Annotated in this window: 22 protein-coding genes and 1 pseudogene; 14 read left to right on the top strand and 9 right to left on the bottom strand. The window is 58.4% G+C overall.

The features are described 5' to 3' along the window. Positions 1 to 123: 123 nt before the first annotated feature. Both fahA and hmgA read right to left on the bottom strand, forming a co-directional pair. Complete coding sequence (gene fahA, locus B3I26_RS15810) at positions 124 to 1,407, bottom strand: fumarylacetoacetase (protein ID WP_296258904.1); 1,284 nt, start codon at positions 1,405 to 1,407, stop codon at positions 124 to 126. Continuing rightward, complete coding sequence (gene hmgA, locus B3I26_RS15805; protein WP_296258903.1) at positions 1,404 to 2,702, bottom strand: homogentisate 1,2-dioxygenase; 1,299 nt, start codon at positions 2,700 to 2,702, stop codon at positions 1,404 to 1,406. Before hmgA ends, fahA begins: the two co-directional genes overlap by 4 nt. Before the next feature lie 108 nt (positions 2,703 to 2,810). Between hmgA and B3I26_RS15800 the strand changes: the two genes are divergently transcribed. Together B3I26_RS15800 and B3I26_RS15795 are read left to right on the top strand one after the other, a co-directional pair. Beyond that, a complete protein-coding gene (locus B3I26_RS15800; protein ID WP_296258901.1) occupies positions 2,811 to 3,620 on the top strand; it encodes an IclR family transcriptional regulator in 810 nt (269 codons plus the stop codon). A gap of 171 nt (positions 3,621 to 3,791) precedes the next feature. Further along, the gene (locus tag B3I26_RS15795; RefSeq protein WP_296258899.1) at positions 3,792 to 4,460 is read left to right on the top strand and encodes a GntR family transcriptional regulator; all 669 of its coding nucleotides are present in this window, start codon (positions 3,792 to 3,794) and stop codon (positions 4,458 to 4,460) included. Here the strand turns inward: B3I26_RS15795 and B3I26_RS15790 are convergent. Then, a complete protein-coding gene (locus B3I26_RS15790) occupies positions 4,447 to 5,847 on the bottom strand; it encodes an MFS transporter (RefSeq protein WP_296258897.1) in 1,401 nt (466 codons plus the stop codon). The genes B3I26_RS15795 and B3I26_RS15790 overlap by 14 nt on opposite strands. 272 nt (positions 5,848 to 6,119) lie before the next feature. Here B3I26_RS15790 and B3I26_RS15785 point away from each other — a divergent pair, with 272 nt between their 5' ends. The 7 genes and pseudogenes from B3I26_RS15785 to B3I26_RS15755 form a co-directional block, all read left to right on the top strand. Next, positions 6,120 to 6,905, top strand: coding sequence for an SDR family NAD(P)-dependent oxidoreductase (locus B3I26_RS15785; RefSeq protein ID WP_296258895.1), 786 nt, complete (start codon positions 6,120 to 6,122; stop codon positions 6,903 to 6,905). A gap of 61 nt (positions 6,906 to 6,966) precedes the next feature. Beyond that, the gene (locus tag B3I26_RS15780; protein ID WP_296258894.1) at positions 6,967 to 7,695 is read left to right on the top strand and encodes an SDR family NAD(P)-dependent oxidoreductase; all 729 of its coding nucleotides are present in this window, start codon (positions 6,967 to 6,969) and stop codon (positions 7,693 to 7,695) included. A gap of 12 nt (positions 7,696 to 7,707) precedes the next feature. Beyond that, on the top strand, positions 7,708 to 8,490 hold the full coding sequence (locus B3I26_RS15775) for an SDR family NAD(P)-dependent oxidoreductase (RefSeq protein WP_296258893.1): 783 nt from the start codon (positions 7,708 to 7,710) through the stop codon (positions 8,488 to 8,490). A 14-nt stretch (positions 8,491 to 8,504) separates the two neighbouring features. Continuing rightward, on the top strand, positions 8,505 to 9,212 hold the full coding sequence (locus B3I26_RS15770) for an NIPSNAP family protein (protein WP_296258892.1): 708 nt from the start codon (positions 8,505 to 8,507) through the stop codon (positions 9,210 to 9,212). 16 nt (positions 9,213 to 9,228) lie between these two features. Continuing rightward, positions 9,229 to 10,959: an FAD-binding protein gene (locus B3I26_RS15765; protein WP_296258890.1), complete on the top strand. Its 1,731-nt coding sequence runs from the start codon at positions 9,229 to 9,231 to the stop codon at positions 10,957 to 10,959. A gap of 138 nt (positions 10,960 to 11,097) precedes the next feature. Further along, the gene (locus B3I26_RS15760; protein WP_296258889.1) at positions 11,098 to 12,459 is read left to right on the top strand and encodes an OprD family porin; all 1,362 of its coding nucleotides are present in this window, start codon (positions 11,098 to 11,100) and stop codon (positions 12,457 to 12,459) included. Between the two features lie 190 nt (positions 12,460 to 12,649). Beyond that, positions 12,650 to 13,030, top strand: a pseudogene (locus B3I26_RS15755) (DEAD/DEAH box helicase); the annotation flags it as partial. A 242-nt stretch (positions 13,031 to 13,272) separates the two neighbouring features. Here the strand turns inward: B3I26_RS15755 and B3I26_RS15750 are convergent. From B3I26_RS15750 to B3I26_RS15735, 4 genes are all read right to left on the bottom strand, one after another. Next, the gene (locus tag B3I26_RS15750) at positions 13,273 to 13,698 is read right to left on the bottom strand and encodes a hypothetical protein (protein WP_296258888.1); all 426 of its coding nucleotides are present in this window, start codon (positions 13,696 to 13,698) and stop codon (positions 13,273 to 13,275) included. Between the two features lie 101 nt (positions 13,699 to 13,799). Then, complete coding sequence (locus B3I26_RS15745; RefSeq protein WP_296258886.1) at positions 13,800 to 14,606, bottom strand: hypothetical protein; 807 nt, start codon at positions 14,604 to 14,606, stop codon at positions 13,800 to 13,802. A 491-nt stretch (positions 14,607 to 15,097) separates the two neighbouring features. Further along, complete coding sequence (locus tag B3I26_RS15740) at positions 15,098 to 16,300, bottom strand: XRE family transcriptional regulator (RefSeq protein ID WP_296258884.1); 1,203 nt, start codon at positions 16,298 to 16,300, stop codon at positions 15,098 to 15,100. Continuing rightward, positions 16,297 to 16,932 (bottom strand): hypothetical protein, encoded by a 636-nt coding sequence (locus B3I26_RS15735; RefSeq protein WP_104698714.1) that lies wholly within the window; start codon positions 16,930 to 16,932, stop codon positions 16,297 to 16,299. Before B3I26_RS15735 ends, B3I26_RS15740 begins: the two co-directional genes overlap by 4 nt. Positions 16,933 to 17,288: 356 nt before the next feature. Between B3I26_RS15735 and B3I26_RS15730 the strand changes: the two genes are divergently transcribed. Together B3I26_RS15730 and B3I26_RS15725 are read left to right on the top strand one after the other, a co-directional pair. Beyond that, complete coding sequence (locus B3I26_RS15730; RefSeq protein ID WP_296258883.1) at positions 17,289 to 17,825, top strand: 2,4'-dihydroxyacetophenone dioxygenase family protein; 537 nt, start codon at positions 17,289 to 17,291, stop codon at positions 17,823 to 17,825. Between the two features lie 102 nt (positions 17,826 to 17,927). After that, positions 17,928 to 18,827 (top strand): LysR family transcriptional regulator, encoded by a 900-nt coding sequence (locus B3I26_RS15725; protein WP_296258882.1) that lies wholly within the window; start codon positions 17,928 to 17,930, stop codon positions 18,825 to 18,827. Positions 18,828 to 18,862: 35 nt separating this feature from the next. Here B3I26_RS15725 and B3I26_RS15720 read toward each other — a convergent pair whose 3' ends face one another. Together B3I26_RS15720 and B3I26_RS15715 are read right to left on the bottom strand one after the other, a co-directional pair. Continuing rightward, on the bottom strand, positions 18,863 to 19,648 hold the full coding sequence (locus B3I26_RS15720) for a hypothetical protein (RefSeq protein WP_296258881.1): 786 nt from the start codon (positions 19,646 to 19,648) through the stop codon (positions 18,863 to 18,865). A gap of 72 nt (positions 19,649 to 19,720) precedes the next feature. Further along, positions 19,721 to 20,356 carry a cupin domain-containing protein gene (locus tag B3I26_RS15715; RefSeq protein WP_296258879.1) on the bottom strand — a complete coding sequence of 212 codons (636 nt, stop codon included), beginning with the start codon at positions 20,354 to 20,356 and terminating at the stop codon, positions 19,721 to 19,723. A gap of 363 nt (positions 20,357 to 20,719) precedes the next feature. On the opposite strand from B3I26_RS15715, the gene B3I26_RS15710 reads away from it, so the two are divergent. The 3 genes from B3I26_RS15710 (at position 20,720) to B3I26_RS15700 (ending at position 24,277) form a co-directional block, all read left to right on the top strand. Then, positions 20,720 to 21,772 carry an ABC transporter substrate-binding protein gene (locus B3I26_RS15710; protein ID WP_296258878.1) on the top strand — a complete coding sequence of 351 codons (1,053 nt, stop codon included), beginning with the start codon at positions 20,720 to 20,722 and terminating at the stop codon, positions 21,770 to 21,772. Between the two features lie 167 nt (positions 21,773 to 21,939). Continuing rightward, the gene (locus tag B3I26_RS15705) at positions 21,940 to 23,019 is read left to right on the top strand and encodes an ABC transporter ATP-binding protein (protein WP_296258876.1); all 1,080 of its coding nucleotides are present in this window, start codon (positions 21,940 to 21,942) and stop codon (positions 23,017 to 23,019) included. Between the two features lie 10 nt (positions 23,020 to 23,029). Then, positions 23,030 to 24,277, top strand: a complete 1,248-nt coding sequence (locus tag B3I26_RS15700; protein WP_296258875.1) for an ABC transporter permease — start codon at positions 23,030 to 23,032, stop codon at positions 24,275 to 24,277. Positions 24,278 to 24,280: the final 3 nt, after the last annotated feature.

Below are 24,280 nucleotides of genomic sequence, written 5' to 3'. Positions count from 1 at the left end.
CATGACCAATCACACGCGAATTCGCCATTTGCAACGCCAGGCCGGCGAGGCGGGGGCACGTTTGGGAAGGCAATCGCAGAATGCAGGTTGTGGTCTGCATTCTGCGTATGGGCAACGGCTTGCTTAAACGACCCTGGCGCGGCACTCGCCAAAGCCGATAGGCGCTACACCGGGGCGCAGGCAGCGCGCGCGCAGGATGATTTCATCGCCATCGAGCACAAAGCTGCGCACTTCACCGTTGTCCAGTCTCAGTGGCTGTTTGCCGCCTTGGGTAATTTCCAGCAGGCTGCCGTATTGGTCCGGCTCCGGCCCTGACAAGGTGCCTGTGCCCAACAAGTCGCCAGGTTGCAAGGCACATCCATTGACGCTGTGATGGGTGACCATCTGCGCGATCGTCCAATACATGTATTGCGTGTTGCTCAAGCCGATGCGCTGAGGCGCCAGATTCTCCTGCCGCATCTTTGGCGTGAGCAGCAAGACTTCCAGCTCTATATCCAGTGCGCCGTGCTGTTGATCATGCTCATCGAACAGGTACTCCAGCGGCCGCGGATCGCCTGCGGGGCGTGCTGGCTGGGCGCAACGAAACGGCGCCAGCGCCTCGGCGGTCACCACCCAGGGCGATAGCGTGGTGGCGAAGCTTTTGGACAGGAACGGCCCAAGGGGTTGGTACTCCCATGCCTGCAGGTCGCGTGCCGACCAATCGTTCAACAGGCACAGCCCGGCGATATGCTCGGGCGCATCGGCAATCGCGATGGGTTCGCCCTGAGCATTGCCCTGGCCAATCCACACGCCTATTTCCAACTCATAATCCAGTCGCTGACTGGGGCCGAACACCGGTTCGCTGGCGCCTGCGGGCAGGGTCTGCCCTTGCGGTCGCTTGAAGGCCTTGCCGCTGATATTCAAGGTCGAGGCGCGGCCGTGGTAGCCGATGGGCACGTATTTGTAGTTAGGCAACAAGGGATTGTCCGGGCGGAACAATTTGCCGACATTGGTGGCATGGTGGATACCCACATAAAAGTCGGTGTAGTCGCCCACCTTGGCTGGCAGATGCATTTGGCATTCGGCCTGCGGGTAGATCGCTGCCTGCAATTGTTGCTGATGCGCGCTGTGTTCACCCAGCAGCTCGATCAGGGCTGCCCGCAACGCGCGGCGCGGCCCGCTGCCCAGCGCGAAGAAGGCGTTCAGGCTGCTGGCGCTGGCGGCTTGCGCGGCCCCTAGCGCTGCGCCCTGGAATACACCTGCGGCCACGGCAGCGGCCAGGTCCAGCAGTTGATCGCCAATGGCCACGGCGCCCCGCGGCTGTTCGCCGGGTCGGCTGAAAATACCGAGCGGCAGATTGTGCAACGGAAAGTCGGTGTTGTCGTTGGCGCTGGCGATCCAGCTTTGTTGTGTGTGAACAGGGGTCATGATCTTTCTCGGGTGAAGTTGTCGGCCAGTGCGCTCCAGCAGGCGTCGTAATCGATCTGCAACTGCGTGCTGTCCAAGGCTGCCTGACTGGCCCGCAGCACTTGGCAGGTTTCAAACATGAAGGCCATGGTGTGGTCGACTTTGTGCGGTGCCAGCTCCACGCTCATGGCTTTTTGCGCCGTGGTGTCGTCCGGGCCATGGGCACTCATGCAGTTGTGCAGCGATGCACCGCCAGGAACGAAACCGTCGGCTTTGGCGTCGTAGACACCCTCGATCAGGCCCATGAACTCGTTCATCACGTTGCGATGAAACCACGGTGGGCGGAAGGTGTTCTCTGCAACCAGCCAGCGCGGCGGGAAAATCACGAAGTCGACATTCGCCACCCCATGGGTGGCGCTGGGCGAGGTCAGTACAGTGAAGATCGACGGGTCGGGATGGTCGTAGCTGATCGAGCCGATGGTGTTGAAGCGGCGCAAGTCGTACTTGTAGGGCACGTTGTTACCGTGCCACGCGACTACGTTGAACGGCGAGTGATCAAGCTGGGTGGCAAATAGCTCGCCGAGGAATTTCTGCACCAGCGTACAGGGCGTGTTCTGCTCTTCGAAGTGCGCCACCGGCGCCAGGAAGTCTCGCGGATTGGCCAGGCCGTTACTGCCGATCGGTCCCAGGTCGGGCAAGCGCAAGGCGCTGCCATGATTCTCGCAAATGTAACCCCGCGCGGTGGCGTCGAGCAGTTCCACGCGAAATTTCAGGCCCCGCGGCAGCACGACGATTTCCTGCGGCTCGACTTCCAGTACGCCCAGTTCCGTGACCACACGCAAGCGCCCTGTCTGCGGAACCAGCAACCACTCGCCATCCGCGTTGAAGAACGCGCGCTGCATGGAGGTATTGGCGGCATACAGGTGCACGGTGATGCCCTCAGCGCGTTCCGCCGGCCCGGTTGCTGCCAGTGTCACCAGGCCGTCCAGCAGATCGGTCGGCGTAGCAGGGCACTCAAGGGGGTTCCAGCGCAGGCGGTTTGGATTGACCGGTCCCGGCTCGCGTCCGGGGATCTGTCGCTCAAGGCGGCCAAACCGCGGATGTTTCGCCGATGGATGGATGCGGTACAGCCACGTACGTCGCGATTCGCTGCGCGGGACGGTAAACGCCGTGCCTGAGAACAGTTCGGCGTACAGGCCGTAATCAGGGCGTTGTGGTGAGTTACGGCCCACCGGCAAGGCGCCGGGAAGGGCTTCGCTGCTGAACTCGTTGCCGAAACCGCTGAGATAGCGCGGCGTATCGGAGGCGGGGAGCATGGACGACCTCTTTGTATATTTTGTAATTGGATTACGAATAACGTAATTTGAGTTTGGGTGGAGGTCAAGTTATAAAAGCGCACTCTCCGCAAAGGCATCCTATCGCTCATGGTCAGTGACAACATCCAATCAGGAGCCGCATTCGCACCCGGCGCCCGGCAGCAGAAAGTGCAGGCCGCCGAAGTGGGTACCGGCATCCTCAAGGGGCTGGCAGAGCTGGCGCCCAGCACCTCGCTGTCCAGGCTCGCAGAGCACGTCGGCATGCCGGCGGCCAAGGTCCATCGCTACCTGCAAGCGTTGATTGCCAGTGGTTTCGCTGAACAGGACCGCGCCAACAATCACTACGGCCTGGGCCGCGAGGCGCTGTTGGTAGGACTGGCTGCGTTGGGCGGGCTGGACGTCATTAAGGTCGGTATTCCCTATCTCCAGAGCCTGCGTGAAAGCCTCAACGAGACCTGCTTTCTGGCCGTTTGGGGCAATAAGGGGCCCACTGTCGTGCATGTCGAGCCCTCGCTGGGCGCGGTGACGCTGGTGACGCGGGTGGGCTCGGTGCTGCCGTTGCTTACATCATCCACCGGTATGGTCTTCAACAGTTTCCTGCCTTTGGCCGAGACCAGCGAGCTTAGCGATCAGGAGCGGGCTCACGGCGGCGCTCCCACCCCTGAAGACGTGCAAGCGCAGGTCGCGCGGATCCGCGCCACGGGGTGGAATCAGATCCACGGCTTGCTGATGCCGGGCGTCAATGCCGTATCCACGCCGCTGTTCGCGACCGGGCAGGTATTGGCCGGGGTGATCACCGTCGTCGGCGCGGCTTCGGTGTTTACGCCCTCCAACCAGGCTTCGGCGGCCGATATGCTGCTGCAGACGGCGGACACTATTACCCGGCGCATGGGCGGCACCCGACCCACGGCGCTATGAACCGGGCGCTCAGAGCAGCCCCACACGTATTGATGTGAGACGCGCAATCACGGCGCTGGCCTTGACCTGGCAAGGCGGGTTGCCTGAACTGGCTGCCGCGCATTGGGCAGCGGCGCCGGCGCAATAAACGTGCGCCTGTCACGGCACGCTGGTCCATAACAAGGAAGGTCAATGCAGACGCTGTCGCAAAAAATCACCGAGCAACTGCGCGAACAGATCCTCAGCGGTGCGCTCAAGCCCGGCCAGCACCTGGAGGAAATTCCCCTGGCCAGCCAGCTTGGAGTCTCGCGTACGCCGTTGCGCGGCGCGCTCAATGCCTTGGCGCATCAGGGCCTGCTGACGTACCAGGCCAAGCGCGGCTACCTGATCCGCCGGTTCGACATCCGTGACATCGTTGCAGCCTATGCGGTGCGCGCCAACCTCGAAGGCATGGCCTGCCGGATGGCTGCCGAGCAAGGCCTGAGCGACGAACTCATTGCCCTGTTGCATGAACAATTGGCCGCAGGAGACGCCATGCTTGGCAAAGGCTACCTGGCAGCCGAGGACTTTGAACCCTACCGACAAATGAACGTGATGCTGCACGAGGTGCTGATCGACAACAGCGCCAATCACTGGATTGGCGAGTTCGTTCAGCGCACCCAGGAAATTCCATATGTCAGTTCACGTCTGATGCTTTGGCATGACTACGCCACGATCCTGCGTTCTCATGACGACCATCACCGCATCGTCGATGCGGTGATTCGCCGTGAGGGATGGCGCGCAGAAGCGTTGATGCGCGAGCACGTGTATTTTGCCGGGCGCTTTCTGGAAGCCAACTTCGCGCGGGTCAGTGGCGACTGAGCGTCTGATCTGCTCGTGCCAGCGGATCCTGCGCTTTTTCATCGACGCTCTCCTGCGCAGGCGGCTGGCTTTGTGGCCTGCGCACCTGAGTGATCAAGACCATGGAGATCAGCGCCGGGATGACGAACAGATAGAAGATCTGCTCGGGCGGCGTGTTCAGAGTCATCAGCAGGCTGCCCAGCAGCGGTGCCATGATCGAGCCGAAACGGCCGATGCCCATGGCCCAGCCGATCCCCGTCGCGCGGGCATAACTGGGGTAAAAACTGCTGGTGAAGGAGTTGAGCATCAGTTGCCCGCCGATGATGCAGAAACCGGCCACCAATACGAAGAACACCAACCACCCGGCATGGCCCTGGCTTTTGCCAATGGCGACGGTGGCCAAGGCTGCACCGCAGAGCATCAAGGCCAGCACGCGGGTTTTGTTTTGTAGCTTGTCGGCCAGGTACGACATCAGTACCGCGCCGGTCACGCCCGATAGCAGGAACATCGAGGTAGTGACGTTGGCGGCGTTGAGCGTCATGCCGCTTTGCTTGAGCAGCACCGGCAGCCAACTCAGGTAGAAGTACGTCAGCATCAGGCTGAACAGGAAGGTGCCCCAGATAAACAGGGTAGGGCGCGACCAGCCTTGCCGAAACAGATTGACCACCGGCAGTTTGCTGGTCGCTACCGGTTGCGCGTCGGCGGGCGCGGTGCTGCGCTCGGGCACTTGCCATTCAGGCATGAAGCGACGAGTGATCTGCAGCAGCCGCGTATAGGGCGCAGGGTCCTTGAACAGATGGCTCAGCGAGTCCGGCAGGTACTTGAACAGAAACGGCAGCAACAGCAGCGGCGTGATGCCCCCGGCAATAAACACAGCCTGCCAGCCGTAGCTATCCATCATCAGGGCAGCTACGAATCCGCCCAGCACACCCCCTAGCGAATAACCGCAGGCGGCCATGGTGACCATCACCGTGCGCAGGCGAGGGGGCGAATATTCGGCCATCAACGCCATGGTGCTGGGCATTGCCGCCCCCATGCCCAAGCCGCAGACAAAACGCATGGCCATCAGCAGCTCAATGTCTTTAGCCAGGACCATGGTCACCGTCAGCACCGCATACAACGACACGCAAGCCAATAGCACCCGGCGAATTCCAATGCGGTCGCCTAGCGGGCTGACCAACAGCGCGCCAAGGGTCAGGCCGAACAAATTAGCGCTGAACACCGGCCCGAACGCGGCTGGCGGCAAATTCCACTGCTGGGACAGCACCGGTACTACATAGCTGATGACCTGAGCGTCGTAGCCATCGGTCACCAAAAGAAAAACCAGCATCAACAGCATCAGCCATTGCTGCCTGGAAACCGGGCGTTGGTCTAGCGCCGCGTGGAACTGGGCAATTTGAGATTCCATCAACGATGTCCTGTTTGTTGTTTTTATCGGGCGATACGCAAGGGGCTGATCGCTGGCCTTTTGTGCTGGCTCTGACCAAATCACGCAAGAGCAGCGATCAAATAATTTACGTAATCTGTTTACGCATTACGTAAAGATGCTAGATTAGCACCAATCTTGTATCCATGGTCCAGCGTTTTTCTGTCGCTACGCAGCTTATTGTGCCGCGCTGTCGGGTAACTGGCTTACATGTATACATGGTCTCTAAAAACAATAGTCAGGGGGAAAACCTCATGTCATCGCCTGCAGTGTCTTCCAATGGCGCTATGCGCCACGTTTTGATTACCGGTGCCGCCCAAGGCATTGGTGCCGGAGTAGCCAGGTATCTCGCCAGCCGTGGCTATCGCATTGCCGCTGCCGACCTCAATGAGGCCAGTTGCCAAGCCACCGTCAATGGTTTGCCCGGCAGCGGCCATAGCGCCTGGCGCATGGATGTCGCCCAAGAGCCCAGCGTCGATACCACCTTTGCAGCCATCGAAGCCGAGCACGGCCCGGTCGACGCGATTGTCTGCGCCGCCGGGATCCTCATCCTCCACGAGGGTGAGCGGCGGCTGATCGCTGACACCGAGCTCGACGAATGGGAGCTGACCCACGCGGTCAACACTCGCGGCACGTTCCTATGTACACGTGCCTTCGTGCGTGCGCGCCGACTGCGAGCCGTGGACCATGGCCGGATCGTGACGTTTTCCTCATGCGCGGCGCAGTTGGGCGGGTATCGCTCCAGTTCGGCCTATATCTCCAGCAAGGCGGCGGTGCTGGGCTATACCAAGGCACTGGCACGTGAAACGGCAGGAATGGGCATTACCGTCAACGGCATTGCGCCAGGCCTGATCGACACAGCGATGCTGCGCCTGTCCATGGCGCCCGGTCAGGAGGCTGCGGCCGCTGCCAATATCCCCTTGGGACGCTTGGGTCAGCCGGACGATATCGCCGCGGCCATCGCCTTCCTTATCTCTCCTGAAGCGTCGTACATCACCGGCACCATGACTGATGTCAACGGTGGTTACCGCATGCAATAGGCCCCGCGCTGTGCATGCCTGCACCTCTTCCAACAACAATGAATCGAGTAGAGGCAACCCTATGACTCTTCCTTACGCGCTGGTCACCGGCGGCGCCAGCGGCATGGGCCGCGCCACTGTCGAGCGGCTGGCCAAAGACGGCTTCGCGGTGTTCCTGGTGGACCGCAATGTCACCCTCGCGCAGTCCGAGGCGGCAAAGCTTCGCGAGCAGGGCCTGGACGTCACCGCACTGGGCGTGGACATCACCGATGAAGCGGCCGTGCGGCAGATGCTGGCCGATATCCCACCGCTGACGGCCCTGGTCAACAACGCCGGGATCTTCGATGAACGCCCGTTCGGCGAGGCCAGCGGCGATGATTTCCGGCGCATGTACGAGATCAACACCATTGCCGTGCATACCTTGACCCAGGCAGCGAGCGAGCGCATGACCGCGGGTGGCAAGGTGGTTATCGTCGCGTCGCGGGCTTACCTCGGGGCGCGTAATCATGCCCATTACGTGGCTTCCAAGGCTGCAGTGGTCGGTTACGCCCGCGCTGCTGCAATGGAGTTAGCCTCGCGCGACATCGCGGTGAATACCATTGCCCCCGGTTTGATCGATACCCCCTTGTTGCAGTCGCTGAGCCCCGAGCGTCGGCGGGCACAGGAAGCCCTGCAGCCGACCGGCAAGGCCGGACGGCCCGAGGACGTCGCCAATGCCATCGCCTTTTTCTGCAGCCCGGCCACGGGTTTTGTGACCGGACAGGTGCTGTTCGTCGACGGCGGCAAGTCGTTGGGCGGCAGCTACAGCTAAGGAGGATCGAGCATGTGTGCAGATAAAATTTCAACGGCGCCGGTGGCATTGATTACCGGGGCAGGCCAAGGCTTGGGGCGCGCCACCGCATTGCGTCTGGCAGAGCAGGGCGCGCGCGTGGTGATCACCGACCTGGACCGTGCGCTGCTCGAACAGACCCGCAGCCTTAGCGCTCGGCCAGAGGCGTTTCGCTTGCTGGTCCAGGACGTCACCTCGCAGGACTCGCCACGGCAGGCCGTAGAGCTGGCCGTGGACGCCTTTGGCGGCCTGGATTGGCTGATCAACAATGCAGGCATCGGCAAAGCCAAGAGTGCGGCGCAGACCAGTGACGAGGAATGGGACCGTTACACCGACATCAACCTGCGCAGTGTCTTTCGCTTCTCCCGCGAGGCCTTACCGCACCTCAAGCCTGGTCGTGGCTGCATTATCAATCTGGCGTCGATCTTTGGCCTTATCGGGCATCCCGGCGTAGCGCCTTATGCTGCGACCAAGGCTGCGCTGGTCGGTCTGACCCGGCAAATGGCGGTGGATTACGGACCGCAGGGCATCCGGGTCAACGCGGTGGCTCCCGGCATCATCGAGACGCCATTGACCGCCGAACGCATTCGCACCGACGCGCGCTTTAAAGCCGTGATGATCGATACCACACCGTTCCATCGCATCGGCACGCCGCAAGACGTTGCCAACGCCATTTATTTCCTCTGCAGCGATCAGGCCGGCTTCATCAACGGCCACACGCTAACCGTCGACGGTGGCTGGAGCGTCGGCAACTACGTGGCCTCGGCCAGTCTTTGACTCAGGAGCATCCCATGCAATACGAACTTCGCTATTACCACGTCGAACCGGGGCGCATGCACGATCTGGATGCGCGCATGCGCGATGGTTTGCCGCCCTTGCTGCATAAGCACGGCATTCGTGTCGTTGGTCGCTGGCACGCCATTGCCGGGCGTGGCACGCCGCTGTTCATCTATCTGATGGCGTGGAAGGACAACACCGAGCGCGAAACGCACTGGAACGGATTTTATGCCGACCCCGACTGGTGGGCATTGCGGGCCGAAACCAACGGCGGCAGTGAACTGGTCCAGCACTACGACATTTCCCTGCTCACGCCCAGTCCGGCCTGGCTGGAGCACCGCCAGCACGGCCCAGCGCCGCAGGTGGGCGCTTTGCATGAGTTGATCGTGCAACCTATCGCCAATGGGCAGCCCAAGGCCGCCCACGCCTACCTTGCACAAACCGCGCTTCCGGTACTCAACGAGTTGGGGGCCAGTTTGCTCGGCAGTTTCAACCTGGTCGCCGGGCAGTACATGCCGGGGCTGGTCAGCCTGCTGTCGTGGCCGGATTTCGCCACGCGTGAGGCCGGTTGGCAGGCCTACTGGAGCGATGCGCGCATTCAACAGGCTCATGCCGAGCAGCGTCGTAGCCTTGGCCGTAGCCTGCTGGGCCGCGCCGACACATGGCTGCTGCGACCGACACCCTACGCGGACGTCGATCCATCGCTGGGCTTGAGCCAATAACCCGGAGGCTGTGCCTGTGAAATCCATTGAAGTCGATGTGCTGGTGATTGGCAGTGGTGCGGCCGGCATGTGCGCCGCAGCAGTAGCGAAGTTGCATGGGCTGGACGTGCTGCTGGTGGAGAAGACTGATCGCTTCGGCGGCACCACGGCGCTGTCCGGCGGTGGCACCTGGGTGCCGTTGAATGCCCAGGGTAAGGCGCTGGGAGTCCTGGACAGCCGCGAAGCGGTGGAGACTTACCTGGATCAAGTGGTCGGGGAGGCGGCGCCACGGCCCATGCGTCAGGCTTTTCTGGACCACGGCCCGGCGATGCTCGAATTTCTCGAGAGGCATACCCATGTGAAGTTTTCCGGTCGCCAGTACTCGCCCGACTATCTCTGCGAACTCGAAGGGGCCGGGCGAGGCGGGCGGGCGCTTGATCCGCTGGAGTTCGACGGACGCCAGCTCGGTGCGGACTTCGAAAACCTGCGCGCGCCTTGGCCAGAGTTTCTTGCGTTCGACGGCATGATGGTCAACAAGACTGACATCGATTTGCTGTTAAAAGCCAAGCGCTCGTTGCCTGGCATGAGGCACGCGCTGAAATTGCTCGCGCGCTTTGCCAGCGACCGTCTACGCGGATACTCACGTGGCACACGCCTGGTGCTGGGTAATGCCTTGGCTGGGCGCCTGTATAAAAGCCTGCTGGACCTGCGCGTCGAGCTCTGGCGCACAGCCCCGGCCCGCGAGCTGCTGCTGGAGGGAGCAAGGGTTGTGGGTGCCCTGATTGATCATGCCGGTCAGCCGGTACGGGTCTCGGCACGGCGTGGTGTGCTGCTGGCCACCGGCGGCTTTCCGGCCAATCTAAAACTGCGTGAACAGTGGCTGCCGCACCCCACCGGGCAATGGTCGGCGGGCAATGAGGCCAATACCGGTGACGGCATCACCCTGGCCATGGGCTTGGGTGCTGGCACCGGTCACGCACGCAATCGCAATAACGCTTTTTATTCCCCGGTTTCGATGATGCAACGCGCCGATGGCAGCACGGCGCGTTTCCCGCACTTAATGCTCGATCGCTATAAGCCTGGGGTGATCATGGTCAACAAGGCCGGTCAGCGTTTTGTCAACGAGGCCGACTCTTACCATGCCTGTGGCGAAGCCCAGCATAAGGCAGGGGCAGTGCCGGCATGGCTGATCTGCGACAGTCAGTTCCTGCAGCGTTACGGTTTGGGCATGGTCAGGCCGCAGGCGGCGTCGCTGCGGCGTTTTATCGACAGCGGCTACCTGAAACGTGGTGACAGCGTTCAGGCACTGGGCTTGGCGTTGAGTATTGATGCTGCAGGGCTGCAGGCCACAGTGGCGCGCTACAACACGTTCGCTGAGCAAGGGCAGGATCCGGATTTTGGCAAGGGTCAGAGCGCTTACAACCAGTATCTGGGCGACCCGGCCCATCGGCCCAATCCGTGCCTTGCCCCGATCATCAAGGGGCCGTTCTATGCGGTCGAGGTGGTGCCCGGCGACATCGGCACCGCGTGCGGACTCATCACCGACGAGCAGGCCCGTGTACTCGATGCTCAGGGCCAGGCGATCGAGGGTTTGTATGCCGCCGGTAATGACATGAACTCGATCATGGGCGGCCAGTACCCGGGCCCGGGCATTACCTTGGGGCCTGGGCTGACATTCGGCTACATCGCCGCCTGCCACATGGCCCAGGCACGACAGGTCAACGGCGGGCCTGCGTTGGCGGCGATGTCGAGCAGCACCATGCCCTGATCCCCGACGGCCACTGGCTTGCGCACTGTAATCCTTGCCTCATCGCGACCGGCGTGCCCCCGTGGGCGCTCGCCGTGAGGACGGTCGCGTGCGTTCGACTGAACTTCCTACAACAAAAACAACAAGCGAGCCATCATCATGAGATTTCGCAATACCCTTGCCTGCCTGCTGGCCACCCCCTTGGCGTGCATCGATTACGCTTGGGCGGTCGGTGATCAGGCCGATGCCAAAGGTTTTATCGACGATGCCCATCTGGACATGCTCAATCGCAATTTCTATTTCCGTCGCGACTACGAACATGACGGTGTCAGCGGAGTAGGGCGCAACCCCTATAAATCACGCGACGAGCGCAGCCGGTACTCGGAAGAATGGGTACAGGGGCTGATGATCAATTATGCGTCGGGCTATACCCGGGGCACCGTTGGTCTGGGCATCGACGCCTACAACTACACCGCGATCAAGCTCGACAGCGGGGGCGGGCGCGCCGGTATCCGCCTGCTACCGCTGCATGACGACGGCGAGCCCGACGACAGCTACTCGAAAACCGGCGGTGCACTGAAGGTGCGGGTCTCACGTACCGAGCTCAAGTACGGCAACCTGTTTCCCGCCGTGCCGGTGTTCTGGGTCAACCAGGTGCGGCTGTTTCCCAGTTCCGCCACCGGTTTCATGCTCGCCAGCGATGACATCGAGGATCTGCACCTGGACGCAGGTCATTTCACCGCCAAAGGCAGTGTCGACTCCAGCAACAATGACGACGCCCTGGCGTTGGATTACGGTTTGCCGATCAGTATCCGCTCCATCGACTATCTGGGTGGGGTATGGAAGCCCACCGAGCGTCTGCGTGTGAGTCTCTACGGCTCGAACCTTAAGGACACCTGGCACCAGTACTACGCCAATCTCACATACCGCCAGCCACTGACCGCGACGCAGTCGTTGAGCTTGGACGCCAACGTGTACCGCACCACCGACACCGGTAAGCAACTGGCGAGCACCATCGACAACACCACGTGGTCGCTGGCGGCGGCGTACAAAATGCAGGCGCATACGCTGACCCTGGCTTATCAGCGCGTGGACGGCAACGAACCCATGGACTGGCCTGGTTTTGGCACCATGGGCGGCGGCGTGGCCCTGGCCAACGCGGTGCAATACGCGACGTTTACCGAGGCCAACGAGCGCTCCTGGCAGCTGCGCTATGACCTGGACATGGCGGCGTTTGGCGTCCCCGGCCTGACGTTCATGACCCGTTACGTACGCGGCGACCACATCGGCAATGCCCACAGCGATAACACCTACTACACCTCACGCTACCGTTACCCCGAAGGCAGCGACACCCGGCACTGGGAGCGGGATATAGAGGCGCGCTATGTGGTGCAGTCCGGCACCGCCAAGGATCTGAGCTTCAGGTTGCGTCAGGCCACTCACCGCGCCAGCACCGGCTACCGCTATGCCGATATCAACGAGGTTAGGCTGATCGTTGACTACCCGATCAATATTTTCTGATCCGTGTACCGGCGGGGCAGCCACTGCGCACCCTTGGGTGCCAAGGTGGTGTTGAGGTGGGGTAACAGGCGTACCGAACCAGTCAATGATGGCCCTTGGGCAAGACCTGCTGTGGGACTTTGCGAATCGAAAACCGCTGCAGTGACTCCGTGCTTAGCCGTTATAATCGCCGGCCAGTTCGAGGGTCGCCATGAGTTCGCTGCCGATAGATGTTGTTCTGCCCGTCCTGCGTGAAGCCTTGACGCTGCGCAATGAAGCCGTGCTCCAGGCCCCCCCGGGCGCGGGTAAGAGCACGCGCGTTCCCCTGGCCTTGCTGGGCGAGCCCTGGCTGGCCGGGCAAAGCATTCTCATGCTCGAACCCCGGCGCCTCGCAGCCCGCGCCGCCGCCGAGCGGCTGGCTTCAGAGCTGGGTGAAAAGGTCGGGGAAACGGTCGGCTATCGGATCCGTCTGGACAGCAAGGTCGGCCCCCGTACCCGGATCGAAGTGGTCACCGAGGGGATTCTCACCCGCCGTCTGCAGGACGACCCATCGCTGGAAGGCGTCGGACTTTTGATCTTCGACGAGTATCACGTTTTGTCACCTGCACCGAAAAAACCCAGATTTTGTCAAATCCTACAGCCCCGTGCCTTTGCCTAATTCCATCAGCCAACCGAGAAGCTAACCCATCCTGTCCAGCCATTCTGGTAGTTAGCCCCACCCCCGGTAGGTGCCACGTCTCCGAAACCGCCGCCGAGCCAAAGTGAGCGGAAGGTTGCATGTGGGCATGTGCGTCAGCAGCTTCAAGAAAGCCAAAGACCACATGCGTGGTGCGTTCACAATCCCAGATCAATTGAGAACTTAGTATCAATCTCGCCTTTCGGAAACGCGTGGGCAGGAAGCTTGGACAACAGGTGACGTGCTAGCTGCAGTAGCGCACAGCCATTGATAGGTACGATCTGATCTTTATGCTCCCCTGGCCCCCGCATGCCAGGAAAGCCGAAACCTATTCCTTGAATTTCATCCGCGTTCTCCAAAGCCCGATAAAGCGTTACTCGGTGTAGCGTTGGGATTTGTGAAAAATCAATGGCGGCGCGTTCGTCACAGTGATCTTCAAAGAAGCTGAATGTTAATGGCTCAATTGCTTGCTCCAAATGTTGTGGAGTCACATAGGCGCACGCCAGTGAAATGTGTTTTGTACTGGCATAACCTGCAGCGATCATCCTTTTTCGTTCTGCTTCTGTTATAAATTCAATATCCATTGCGTGTATATCTTAAAGCTTATTGAGTTGTAATTAAGCAAGGGCTTGTGTAGGTTTGCTTCCACCCACTTATTTGTATAGATGCCGGGTCAGATTTCAGCTCACAGGCAGTGCTCACATCGCACGATCTTGTTGATATAGGTGGGTACATAATGGTGGAAGTCTCTGATCCTCGCTGGGTGGTAATGTGCCTTGATGCATTCGCTTGGAATATCCGAGCGCACCACGTAGCAGGGGGTAGATGACATCCCGAGTGGTGTCTTTGTCCGAAGCTGCCCCCATTCGGACAATAGCATTCTTGCTACCTCGAACTGCTGCAGGGGCGGAACCAAGTCAATCGGGATGTCCACTTCCAGGATGGTCGGAATTCCAATGGTACGTAACCGCAGCCGGTAGTCTTCTCCACCACGGCCACCGGTTCCTAGTTTTGCTGCCAAGGCCAAAAGATATTCGCTACCGTTGATAACGTAGTGGCCGAAGTTTTCGAGCATCTCGCGATCATCTCCCGAGAGCCATATTTTACCCTTTTCGCTAGACTCGCGATGAGCCATGTCCAGAATGGCTTGTTCAAGGTCGACCAGAGGAACGTCAGAAAATAGCAATCGAAACCTTTCAATGATTGCGGCGGCGTTTTGGCCCTTCAGCCCATCTGAGTAATAGGACGACAGTGATTCCGGCCGACACCCGTGAAAACCTTTGAAGTGGGAATAGAACGAGGACATGCGACTACTAAACTCTGCAACGACCTCTTCGTGATCGGGTAGCCAGTCCATGACGTCTGACCAACATTTGGGGCGAGTGCGCTCCAGGGTGGCAGTCAGCTCCGGGGTCAATAAGTCTTTTGAGTATGAACGAATGTCGCCCAACCATTTCCGGCGGGCACGCCAATCTAGAATTTTCTTAGTCATATTTTCCTTATGATTCCTGTCCTGTGAGCCGAGGACTAGTCGGTACCACAGGTCACACTTTACGCTCGGGCTGACGACCGGCCTTTGGGAAGCTAATCCCGAGAAGCCCATCCCGTTAATAAAAGCTTACCCCTAGATGAGCCTTATGACGGACAGCACATGGTTCCGCTCAGGGATAACGGATAAGCGGTTTTTTTATGGCTAACAGCTAGGTAACAGTAAAGCGGCTTGGTCATGAGCGCCTACGCCGCTTGAGCCTGCCCAAAAGCTGTCGCGGTTTGCGAGAGCCCCAAGTCCAGACAACGCGTGTCCGCTGTGTTTGGCGCAACGCGTCAGTGCAAAACAGCGTTTAGCCGTGTAAGGACGGAGGCCTGTGCACAACGAGTGCTGGCCAGATTGCTGATGGCTCATTTCCCAACTGCAGCCGTCTTCTAGAACTGAGTTTCAGCAATGCGCAAGCTATTGAACCCCTTCGATGCGGCGGACGAGGATCATCTGCTCCGATTAAAAGGAAGCACCACACCGCTGTCGGCAGATTTGATCGACGAGTCCCCGCTAACCATAGACTTCAGCTTGGCCAGATGGAAGACCGAAGCTTTCCCCGACAGATAACGCTCAGGCAAGCCCGCCAGCTTTTCCACATCGTTTGCAGCCAAACCGATATAGCTCGATACCGACTCAATCGGCATGACCCCAGAAGAGGACAACAACTCGATCGTACGCTTGAGAAGGCGAGGTTGTTCAGGGGCGCGCGCATCATCACCTGGCTCAGATTTAGCTCCCCACCTGGCTGACCTGCGTTTGAACAGAACCAGCTTCGCATCAGCATCGATGATCTTGAGCGCTTCAAGACGCATGATCATGGCGGCGACCGAGACGCCCCAGCGCTGTTTGAGCAACAGGAGGCTGTCCAGTGTGACCGGAGTCCTGACATCAGCAGCAAACGTTTCTGCCGGCAGCAGAAAGGCTCCCGCGAACCGGTGAGCCTGCGACTCCATCAACTTGTAGCGCTCGGGGTCGGTTGAGCGGTCAATACCCTTGTGCAGAATGAGGTGACCGAGTTCATGCGCAAGGTCAAATCGACTGCGAAAGCCATTACCCTTGTCGGCGGAAAGCAGGATCAGCGGCCTTTGAAGCTCGTGGCTCCAAGCTGAAAGTCCTTCGATCGGTGCGATACCGGTTTCTTCGCGAACCACGATGACGCCAGCTCCCTCCACAGCCAATGCCAAATCAGGAATTGCGCGACGGCCGAGACTCCAGAGGTCTCTGCACTCGCTGGCCGCTTCCTCGATATCGGAATTGGCAATTTGCTGAGGATCCGTGAACGTCCTTACGGGTAGGTTAACGTCCGGAAAATCGACAAATTCGCTCATCGCCAGGACGATGTCCTGCGTCCATTCAAGCCGAGCTTCCAGCATCGCCCTTGCAGAGACATGCGCGGACGCGTTGCTTCTGAAAAGAGGCAGCGATCCTTTCTTGGGAAGAGGGCGAGTGAACCATTCAGGGCTGACATTGATGACCTTTGAGAGGCTGTCCAGCGCCTCCGCTTCGGGTGCCTGCTGACCCGATTTCCACTTGCTGATCGTGGCGGGCGACACGCCGACCATGGCAGCAAGCTGTACCTGAGAAAGGGCGCGGGCAGCCAATGCTTGAATCAATCGACCTGGCTGGAAATCTGTAATGCCCCGGCTCATGTTTCTTCCTGTCCTCCGAGCTCGATGAGGCCCGATTTGAGTTTTACTTTTGCGTTGTCGGCCTGTTTAGGAGCCGCTTCATAGCGATCTAGGAACTGGCTTAAAGGTTCCCGAAACAGCCAGCCATCCATTTTCGGAGTGGGCACCGCGATATAGACCTGCAGCGGCGTCTCGGGATGATGATGCAGTGAACCGCTGAAACGTGCGACGAAGAAAAACGCCCCGGAGGTCACATCCTGAGGCCCAAGAAGGGATGGCTGCACCAGTTGGCTCATGGCCTCATTTGCTTCGGCCAGCTCACGTCGGATGATGCTACGAGTGGGTCGATTCCAGTTCGCAGTACTCATGTTCAAGCGCGCAAACTTAAAAATTCCAGCCTGGCCCACGATCACGCGGTTACCTTGGGGGGAGATCAATTCAGCGTTGGATGCCTCCAGCAAGTCGCTGAAGCGCTCGTTCATCAGGATGTGCCGCATTTGTCCCAGAGCAGTTTTGCGCTGCTTACTCACCTCCTTCGTCACCCCGTAAGCCTGTAGCGCACCGGCAGCAAAGGCGTCTTCGACACCCATCACGAGGTCGCGCGAGACGTTGGCGATTAGCAAGGCGGCAATAGCTTCAGGGGTTAGGGTCATTGAGTCATGCTCTGGTTTCGGGTGACGAGATTATATACCTTAAAAATTTCGTGTGGGAAGGGCTTTTGCTCATATGGTGTAGCCTGACATAGGGTAGTAGGATTTCCAGCCGTCGACGGCATCGAGTGGATGTGTGCATTTTTTGCGCGGCCTTTGAACCCCGCTTAGGTGCTGGTAGCGCTATCGGCGGGAATGGGGCGCTGCCAGCCGATATCTGGCCCACAACATAGATATGGTGTGAATTTGGTTCATAGCAGGTATTCCTAAGCTGGTCTTTTTCGGTCGAAAGCGGTGGCTTAACCTGTGTACAACCCCAAGCAAATGGGGACACCAGATGACCACCGTGGAACCAAATGATGACCGCTGAACGCAAGCCTGATGAACTCGCGATCCCGTACGCGTTGCCCCAAGTACCGTATATGACCCCGGATATGGTGCACCCAGGTGTGCTGACCGAGTGGCTGAATGACGACAAGCTGTGGGTTCCTGTAACTGCTTCGGTATCCTTCAAGCCACTGCTCCTGAGCACCACGGGCGGTTACTACATCAACCTGCTGCGCGTCCGCCAAAGCGGTGTACTGTCCCGTCACCGCCACACCGGTGGCGTGCACGCGATCGTTCTGAAAGGTCGCTGGTACTATCTGGAGCACGATTGGGTCGCTTCCGAGGGTTCGTTTGCCTATGAGCCACCGGGCGAAACGCACACCCTGTTTGTCCCGGAAGACGTGGAAGAGATGATCACTTGGTTCCACGTGCAGGGCGGTTACACGTACGTCGACCCCCAGGGCGTTGCTGTGGGTTACGAGGACGTCTTCACCAAGCTGGAAGCCGCTCGTAAGCACTACAAAGAGCTTGGCCTGCCGGATGACTACATCGAGCAGTTCATTCGCTGATCGTTGGTATGCTCTGCACAAGCGCGCTTCGGCGCGCTTGTTGTTTGAGTCGCGGATTGCTGGCAGGCTGCGCCCACAAGACTTTGCCGAGAGGCCGCTCCCATGGATAACTACTCCCAGATGCTCGCCTTCATGTGGGCTACCGAGCACGGGAATTTCTCCGCTGCCGGGCGTGCCAATGGGCTTACGCCTTCGGCTGTCAGCAAGCTGATCACCCGCCTGGAAGATCGCTTGCAGGTCAGGCTGTTTCAGCGCGGGAATCGAAACCTGACGTTGACGGAGGAGGGGGCCGCTTATTTGGTCAGTGCGCGGGAAGTCATCAGCGCCATGGCAGAGGCCGACTCACTGGCTGAGGCTTTTCCAACGCGTGTGGCCGGTTCGCTGCGGATTCACACGATGACCACTTTCGCCAAACACCAGATTTTGCCTTGGCTGCCTGAGTTTCTGTCCACCTATCCGGGGCTGACGGTCGATATCCAGGTAGGTGCTCAGTACGTCGATCACTTCGACCAGGGGTTAGACATAGCCATCCATAGCGGCGTGCTCCCGAGCTCATCAAGGATCGCCAGGAAGATCGGAGAGAGCGCATGGATTGCTTGCGCGTCGCCGGAGTACCTGGAGCGTCGCGGTACCCCGAGCCAGCCATCTGACTTGCTTGATCACGACTGCTTCAACTTTGGCTTCAATAGTGCCTGGAACACCTGGCAGTTAATCATCGACCAGGAGCCTGTCACGATACCCATTGCACCTAAAGCCGTATTTGGCCAAGGGGATCTGCTGCGCGAAATTGCGTTGGGCGGAGGAGGGATCGTCAAGCTAGCTCAGTTTCACATCGGCGCCGATATCAGAGAGGGCCGGCTTATCCCTATCCTGCGTGAATTTGCCATCCCGGCTAAAGAGCCCATCTATCTGATCTACTCGAACCGCAAGCATTTGAGTCCGAGAATTCGGGTCTTCCGAGATTTTCTGGAGGCCAAGCTCGTCGAGTCACCCTGGCATTGACCCAGCGCGCGCATTGGATACCCAATGCATCCAAACTAAAAATCTACGTCACGGGATTGAGACTCCAGCTCAGAGCCGTCAAGGTCGGCAAGAGCTGCCTTTATCCTACGACTCACATCCGATGCAAAAGCATCAATGGTGTGCATCGCAAGGTGCACCTCCATCGGGGTTAACTCAATCGGCTGGTCGTCGATCGTTTTGCCATTTCGGTGCACGATGTCGTGACGCTTCTGGCAGATGGTCACGATGGGCGAAACATCGAGTCCCCTCATGCGATCGCCTATGAGGGCACATAGGACTGTGTTTATGGTTGCGGGGTTGTGATACGAAAGTTCGGAGAGGATCTTCAGTGTCAGCCCTAGCAGGCCTTTTGGATGGCTGGCAATTTCAGAAACCGAGTACTTTTTGCTCTTGTGGATCAAGTCCATTTGCTTGGCGATGTTCAGGTAGAAAGTCTCGTCCCTTACGACGAGAGCCTGAACGGATGTACCGATCATGGTTTCGAGAAGAGTTACGGCATGGGCGTAGAGCAGTTTGCAAATCATGGCCGAATGCGGAGCACCTTGGCTCTGAGTCATCAGATCCATTGCTGCCCGCAGATCTATTCCAAAATCGATGTATTGCTCGTGGAACGACTGGCGTTCGAGCCATCGGTACTCCGCTTCCTCAGCGTAAGCTTCCATCATGTTTGCGTGTTCTAGGGCTAGCTGGATATAGGCTTCGGACTCATCGTCGAGCTCTTCAACCCCGAGCCGTTCCTGAAGCCATGCGTCGCGCCGCTCTTGCTCGATCTCGAAGAAATAGTCTTTGGTGCTGCTCATGCACTTCTTCCATGTGGGCATCGCAATAGACAAGGGACAGCGTAGTGGCTGCCCCTTCTGTGACACCCGACGTCAGAACGTCGGTGGGGATACTGCACTCACGACGACGCAGACCTCATCAAACGGGTTGCGCATGCGGTGAGGTAGGCGACTATCGAAATAGTAGGCATCACCTGGGCCCAGGACTCGTATCTCATCTCCAACCGTCATTTCCAAGCGACCTTCGATGATGACACCGCCTTCTTCCGCTTCGTGGGAATAGAGCTCCTCACCTTCCTGTCCTGTATCCGCGCCAGGCTCATAGCGCTCATGGAGGATCATCATGGAGCTGTTAGTCAGGTTGGCGCCGACTTGGCGGTAGGAGAGCATTCTGCCGTCGGCTAGCTCAACGAGATCACTCGCCTTGTAGAAGACTGCTCGATCCTGAACCGCCGAATCAGAGAAGAACGTGCTTAGTGTCACATTCAGCGGGCGCAACAAGCGCTTGAGGATACTCACCGAGGGGCTGGATTTATCGCGCTCGATGATGGACAGCGTTGCGTGGGGCACACCTGCCTGTTCAGCCAGGCCTCGAATAGAAAGCCCTCTGCTTTGCCTTAGAGCCTTGAGTCTTTCCCCTACCGAGGCACTCTCCTCGGCGAATGCCGGTACCTCTTGCGAGTCATCAGGAGCATGGGGATTCCGGCTGATCGCCGAAGTTTCTATCACGGTTGAATCCTCAAATGTATTCAGCTTCTTCCACAGCCAGCATGTGTCTTTTTCCCAGCCGGCCGCTACGTGCACCGATATGGGTAAGGTCGCACCATTGTGCTCTCCCTTTAGAGAGCAAAAGTAACACGAGGTGGCCAGATCAAGTCTATCTGTCGATTGCTTAGCCTGCTAACAATTCGGATCTGTGGAAGCCAAAATAAACACTTTCAACTAAATCATAGGCGTTAGAAAACAATCGCTTACCGGCTATCCGGGCGATTTACGAAAATACGGCACGAAAATAAATATCGCTTGCGAAGAGCTGGGCGGAATGGTAAAAATTTTTACCGCCACCACACAACACTCGCTTCGGGGTTCAAAATGCATAAACCATGCCATGCTTTTGCCGCACTCGCCTTAGCAATCACTGGACTGATGTCCGCTCAGGCTGCCAGTGCTCGTGATCTGACCATCGTTTCCTGGGGAGGAAACTTTCAAGACGCGCAGCGGGAAATCTTCTTTGCTCCTTACGGCAAACAGATTGGAAAGAACGTTCTCGACCAGAGCTGGGATGGCGGTGTCGGGGTGCTGGATGCAAAGGTGAAGGTTGGTAACCCCAACTGGGACGTCGTCGAGGTTGAGGCCGAAGATCTCGCGCTAGGCTGCGATTCGGGTCTTTACGAAAAAATCGACTGGGCCAAAATCGGCAGCAAGTCGGATTTCGTGCCTGAGGCGGTCAACAGCTGTGGCGTGGGCGCAATCGTCTGGAACACGGGTGTGGCTTGGGATGGTGACAAGCTCAAAACCGCTCCTACGTCGTGGGCTGACTTTTTCGATACCACCAAATTCCCTGGCAAGCGCGGCCTGCGCAAAGGGCCAAAGTACTCGCTGGAATTTGCCCTCATTGCCGATGGCGTGAAGCCTGCTGACGTCTACAAAGAGTTGCGTACCCCCGCTGGCGTTGATCGCGCCTTCAAGAAGCTCGACAGCATCAAGTCCTCGATCGTCTGGTGGGAAGCCGGCGCTCAACCTCTGCAGATGCTCTCGGCAGGCGACGTTGTGATGAGCTCGGCCTACAACGGCCGTATCACAGGCTTCAACCGCAACGAAGGCAAGCACTTCAAGTTCTTGTGGAATGGCAGCGTTTCGGCGATCGACTCCTGGACTGTCCTCAAGGGCAGCGAAAACAAAGCAGCGGCAATGGACTTCATCGCCTATGCGAGCAAGCCGGAAAACCAAGCCAAGCTTCCCAAGTTCATCGCCTATGGCCTGACTAACACCAAAGCAAATGCTCTGGTGCCGGCTGATCTCAAGGCTGATCTGCCGACCACTCCAGAAAACATGGCCCAGGCCCTGCCGCTGGACGTCGAGTTTTGGGTAGATAACACCGAAGCGCTGACTGAACGCTTCAACGCCTGGATCGCCCAGAAGTAATACATCCGTCCAGTACTACCTGTCATCTTAATGAGATGACAGGTTCACCTGAAGTTTGGCCGAGGTCACCCAGCGTGACCTAGGCACCCGCTGCAGGCTCTTCATTTGCAATCAACGCAGGTGGAGAGCGCAGCAGGTATCTGCGTCTCCCTATTGAGGCTTGCAACATGAAGCACCTGGTCAGTTTCAAAAATATTCAGAAAACGTACGACGGTTTTCGTCCTGTCGTTAAAGACTTGAATCTGGATATCAAGGAAGGTGAGTTCGTAACTCTCCTGGGCCCATCAGGATCTGGGAAGACCACCAGCCTTATGATGCTGGCAGGATTTGAAACGCCTACCCATGGCGAAATTTTTCTCAAAGATAAACCGCTGCACAACCTGCCTCCTCACAAGCGTGATATAGGCATGGTCTTCCAGAACTATGCGCTGTTCCCTCACATGACGATCGAGGAGAACCTGGCCTTTCCGCTTTCTGTGCGCAAGATGAATCGAACCGATCGGATCGACAAAGTCCGTCGCGCGCTGGACATGGTCAAGCTCAAAGATTTCGCAAAGCGCTACCCGGCCCAGATGTCCGGTGGCCAGCAGCAACGTGTGGCATTGGCCCGTGCCCTGGTCTTTGAGCCCAAGCTCGTTTTGATGGATGAACCTTTGGGGGCATTGGATAAACAGCTGCGTGAGCACATGCAGTTGGAGATCAAGCATCTTCACAAACAGCTGGGCCTTACCGTGGTGTATGTAACCCACGACCAGAGCGAAGCGCTGACAATGTCCGATCGTGTGGCTGTATTCAACGACGGTGTGATTCAGCAGATCGACAGCCCTTCGACCATCTACGAAGCTCCGACCAAAAGCTTTGTCGCCCAATTTATCGGTGAGAACAACACCCTCGTTGGCACCTTGGCATCGACCGATGCGACCCACTCGATGGTGCGCCTGGCTGACGGTAGCTTGATCCGTGCTCTCACCGTATTCCAAGCGAAACAGAATGAGCAGGTCGCTTTGTGCATCCGTCCTGAGCGCGTCATCGTGAGTCCAGCTGGCACGACTCCGCTGACTGCCCGAATCCAGGAATACATCTACCTGGGTGACCATGTCCGTATGATCACTGAGATCGCCGGGCAATCCAATTTCATGGTCAAGCTTCCCGCCTCGCAAATGGACAGCAGTTGGACAGTTGGTAGCTCGATCTCCCTCTCTTGGGCACCTGAGCATATTCGTGCTCTTGATGTAACCAAACACTGAGTTGCCGATCATGAGCCACACAGCCGCAGTGCTTCAAACTACTGACGAGACGATCGACCTCAGGGCCAAGCTGAAGAAATCCCAGCGCGCCTACAAGATGAAGTCGCTTGCCCTGATCGCGCCGCTATTTCTCTTCATCCTGGTGTGCTTCGCATTCCCGATCGGCACCATGTTGAGCCGTAGCGTAGATAACCCCGAGGTACACACGGCACTTCCAGTGACCGCTGCTGCCTTGGGCAGTTGGGACGAGCGCGAGCTTCCTGATGAGGCCACCTATGCAGGGTTCCTCAAGGAGCTGGCGGACGCCAAAGAGAATGGGCAGATCATGGCCTTGAGCAAGCGCTTGAGCTATGAGATTCCTGACTACCGCACCGTGATCACCAAGACGCTGCGTAACCTTCCCGATGACACCGCGCCATCCAAGCGTGATGCGCTTATTGATATCGACAAGGCATGGGGCGACGTTACCTACTGGAAAGCCTTGAAGCAGGCATCATCAAAGATCACGCCTTACTACCTTTTGGCCTCTGTGGATCATCGGTTGGATCCGGCCAGCGGAAGCATCATCAAGGCCGATCCGAACCAGTCCATTTATGTGGACATCTTCATTCGCACGTTCTACATCGGCGGGATCGTGACAGTGCTCTGCCTGTTGCTGGGCTTTCCAGTAGCGTACTGGCTGGCCACGCTGCCTGAAGGCAAGAGCAATCTGCTGATGATCTGTGTACTGCTGCCATTCTGGACGTCATTGATTGTTCGGACAGCTGCCTGGATCGTGCTGCTGCAATCGGATGGCCTGATCAACAGAAGCTTAATGTTTCTCGGCATTGTCGATTCGCCTATCCAGCTTGTTTTCAACCGTACGGGCGTGATCATCGCGATGACCCATGTGCTGTTGCCATTCATGATATTGCCGCTTTACAGCGTTATGAAGAGCATCCCAACGAACTACGTGCGCGCAGCCATCTCATTGGGTGCTCACCCGTTCGTGGCTTTCTGGAGGGTGTATGTACCACAGACCTTCGCTGGTTTGGCTGCAGGCGGATTGCTCACCTTCATTCTCGCCATCGGCTACTACGTCACCCCGGCTTTGGTAGGCGGCGCGGCAGATCAGATGGTCAGTTACTTCGTAGCCTTCTACACCAATAAAACTGTGAACTGGGGTATGGCCTCGGCGCTTGGCAGCATGCTGCTCATCGCGACCCTGTTGCTCTATACGGTTTACGGAAAACTCACCAATCCAAACCAGGCGAGGTAATTG

This window comes from Pseudomonas sp. UBA5706, from assembly GCF_002419965.1.
Lineage (GTDB): Bacteria > Pseudomonadota > Gammaproteobacteria > Pseudomonadales > Pseudomonadaceae > Aquipseudomonas.
The sequence above is the reverse complement of the archived record's forward strand: the minus strand, read 5'-3'. Positions and strand labels throughout refer to the sequence as shown.

Bases quoted from the DNA above. Each gene is read 5' to 3' on its own strand.
- B3I26_RS15730 (WP_296258883.1), top strand. From the start codon at position 17,289: ATGACCGCTGAACGCAAGCCTGATGAACTCGCGATCCCGTACGCGTTG.
- B3I26_RS15745 (WP_296258886.1), bottom strand. From the start codon at position 14,606: ATGACTAAGAAAATTCTAGATTGGCGTGCCCGCCGGAAATGGTTGGGC.
- B3I26_RS15710 (WP_296258878.1), top strand. From the start codon at position 20,720: ATGCATAAACCATGCCATGCTTTTGCCGCACTCGCCTTAGCAATCACT.
- fahA (WP_296258904.1), bottom strand. From the start codon at position 1,407: ATGACCCCTGTTCACACACAACAAAGCTGGATCGCCAGCGCCAACGAC.
- B3I26_RS15740 (WP_296258884.1), bottom strand. From the start codon at position 16,300: ATGAGCCGGGGCATTACAGATTTCCAGCCAGGTCGATTGATTCAAGCA.
- B3I26_RS15790 (WP_296258897.1), bottom strand. From the start codon at position 5,847: ATGGAATCTCAAATTGCCCAGTTCCACGCGGCGCTAGACCAACGCCCG.
- B3I26_RS15775 (WP_296258893.1), top strand. From the start codon at position 7,708: ATGTGTGCAGATAAAATTTCAACGGCGCCGGTGGCATTGATTACCGGG.
- B3I26_RS15725 (WP_296258882.1), top strand. From the start codon at position 17,928: ATGGATAACTACTCCCAGATGCTCGCCTTCATGTGGGCTACCGAGCAC.
- B3I26_RS15760 (WP_296258889.1), top strand. From the start codon at position 11,098: ATGAGATTTCGCAATACCCTTGCCTGCCTGCTGGCCACCCCCTTGGCG.
- B3I26_RS15735 (WP_104698714.1), bottom strand. From the start codon at position 16,932: ATGACCCTAACCCCTGAAGCTATTGCCGCCTTGCTAATCGCCAACGTC.
- B3I26_RS15795 (WP_296258899.1), top strand. From the start codon at position 3,792: ATGCAGACGCTGTCGCAAAAAATCACCGAGCAACTGCGCGAACAGATC.
- B3I26_RS15700 (WP_296258875.1), top strand. From the start codon at position 23,030: ATGAGCCACACAGCCGCAGTGCTTCAAACTACTGACGAGACGATCGAC.
- B3I26_RS15770 (WP_296258892.1), top strand. From the start codon at position 8,505: ATGCAATACGAACTTCGCTATTACCACGTCGAACCGGGGCGCATGCAC.
- B3I26_RS15780 (WP_296258894.1), top strand. From the start codon at position 6,967: ATGACTCTTCCTTACGCGCTGGTCACCGGCGGCGCCAGCGGCATGGGC.
- B3I26_RS15720 (WP_296258881.1), bottom strand. From the start codon at position 19,648: ATGAGCAGCACCAAAGACTATTTCTTCGAGATCGAGCAAGAGCGGCGC.
- B3I26_RS15705 (WP_296258876.1), top strand. From the start codon at position 21,940: ATGAAGCACCTGGTCAGTTTCAAAAATATTCAGAAAACGTACGACGGT.
- B3I26_RS15785 (WP_296258895.1), top strand. From the start codon at position 6,120: ATGTCATCGCCTGCAGTGTCTTCCAATGGCGCTATGCGCCACGTTTTG.
- hmgA (WP_296258903.1), bottom strand. From the start codon at position 2,702: ATGCTCCCCGCCTCCGATACGCCGCGCTATCTCAGCGGTTTCGGCAAC.
- B3I26_RS15800 (WP_296258901.1), top strand. From the start codon at position 2,811: ATGGTCAGTGACAACATCCAATCAGGAGCCGCATTCGCACCCGGCGCC.
- B3I26_RS15750 (WP_296258888.1), bottom strand. From the start codon at position 13,698: ATGGATATTGAATTTATAACAGAAGCAGAACGAAAAAGGATGATCGCT.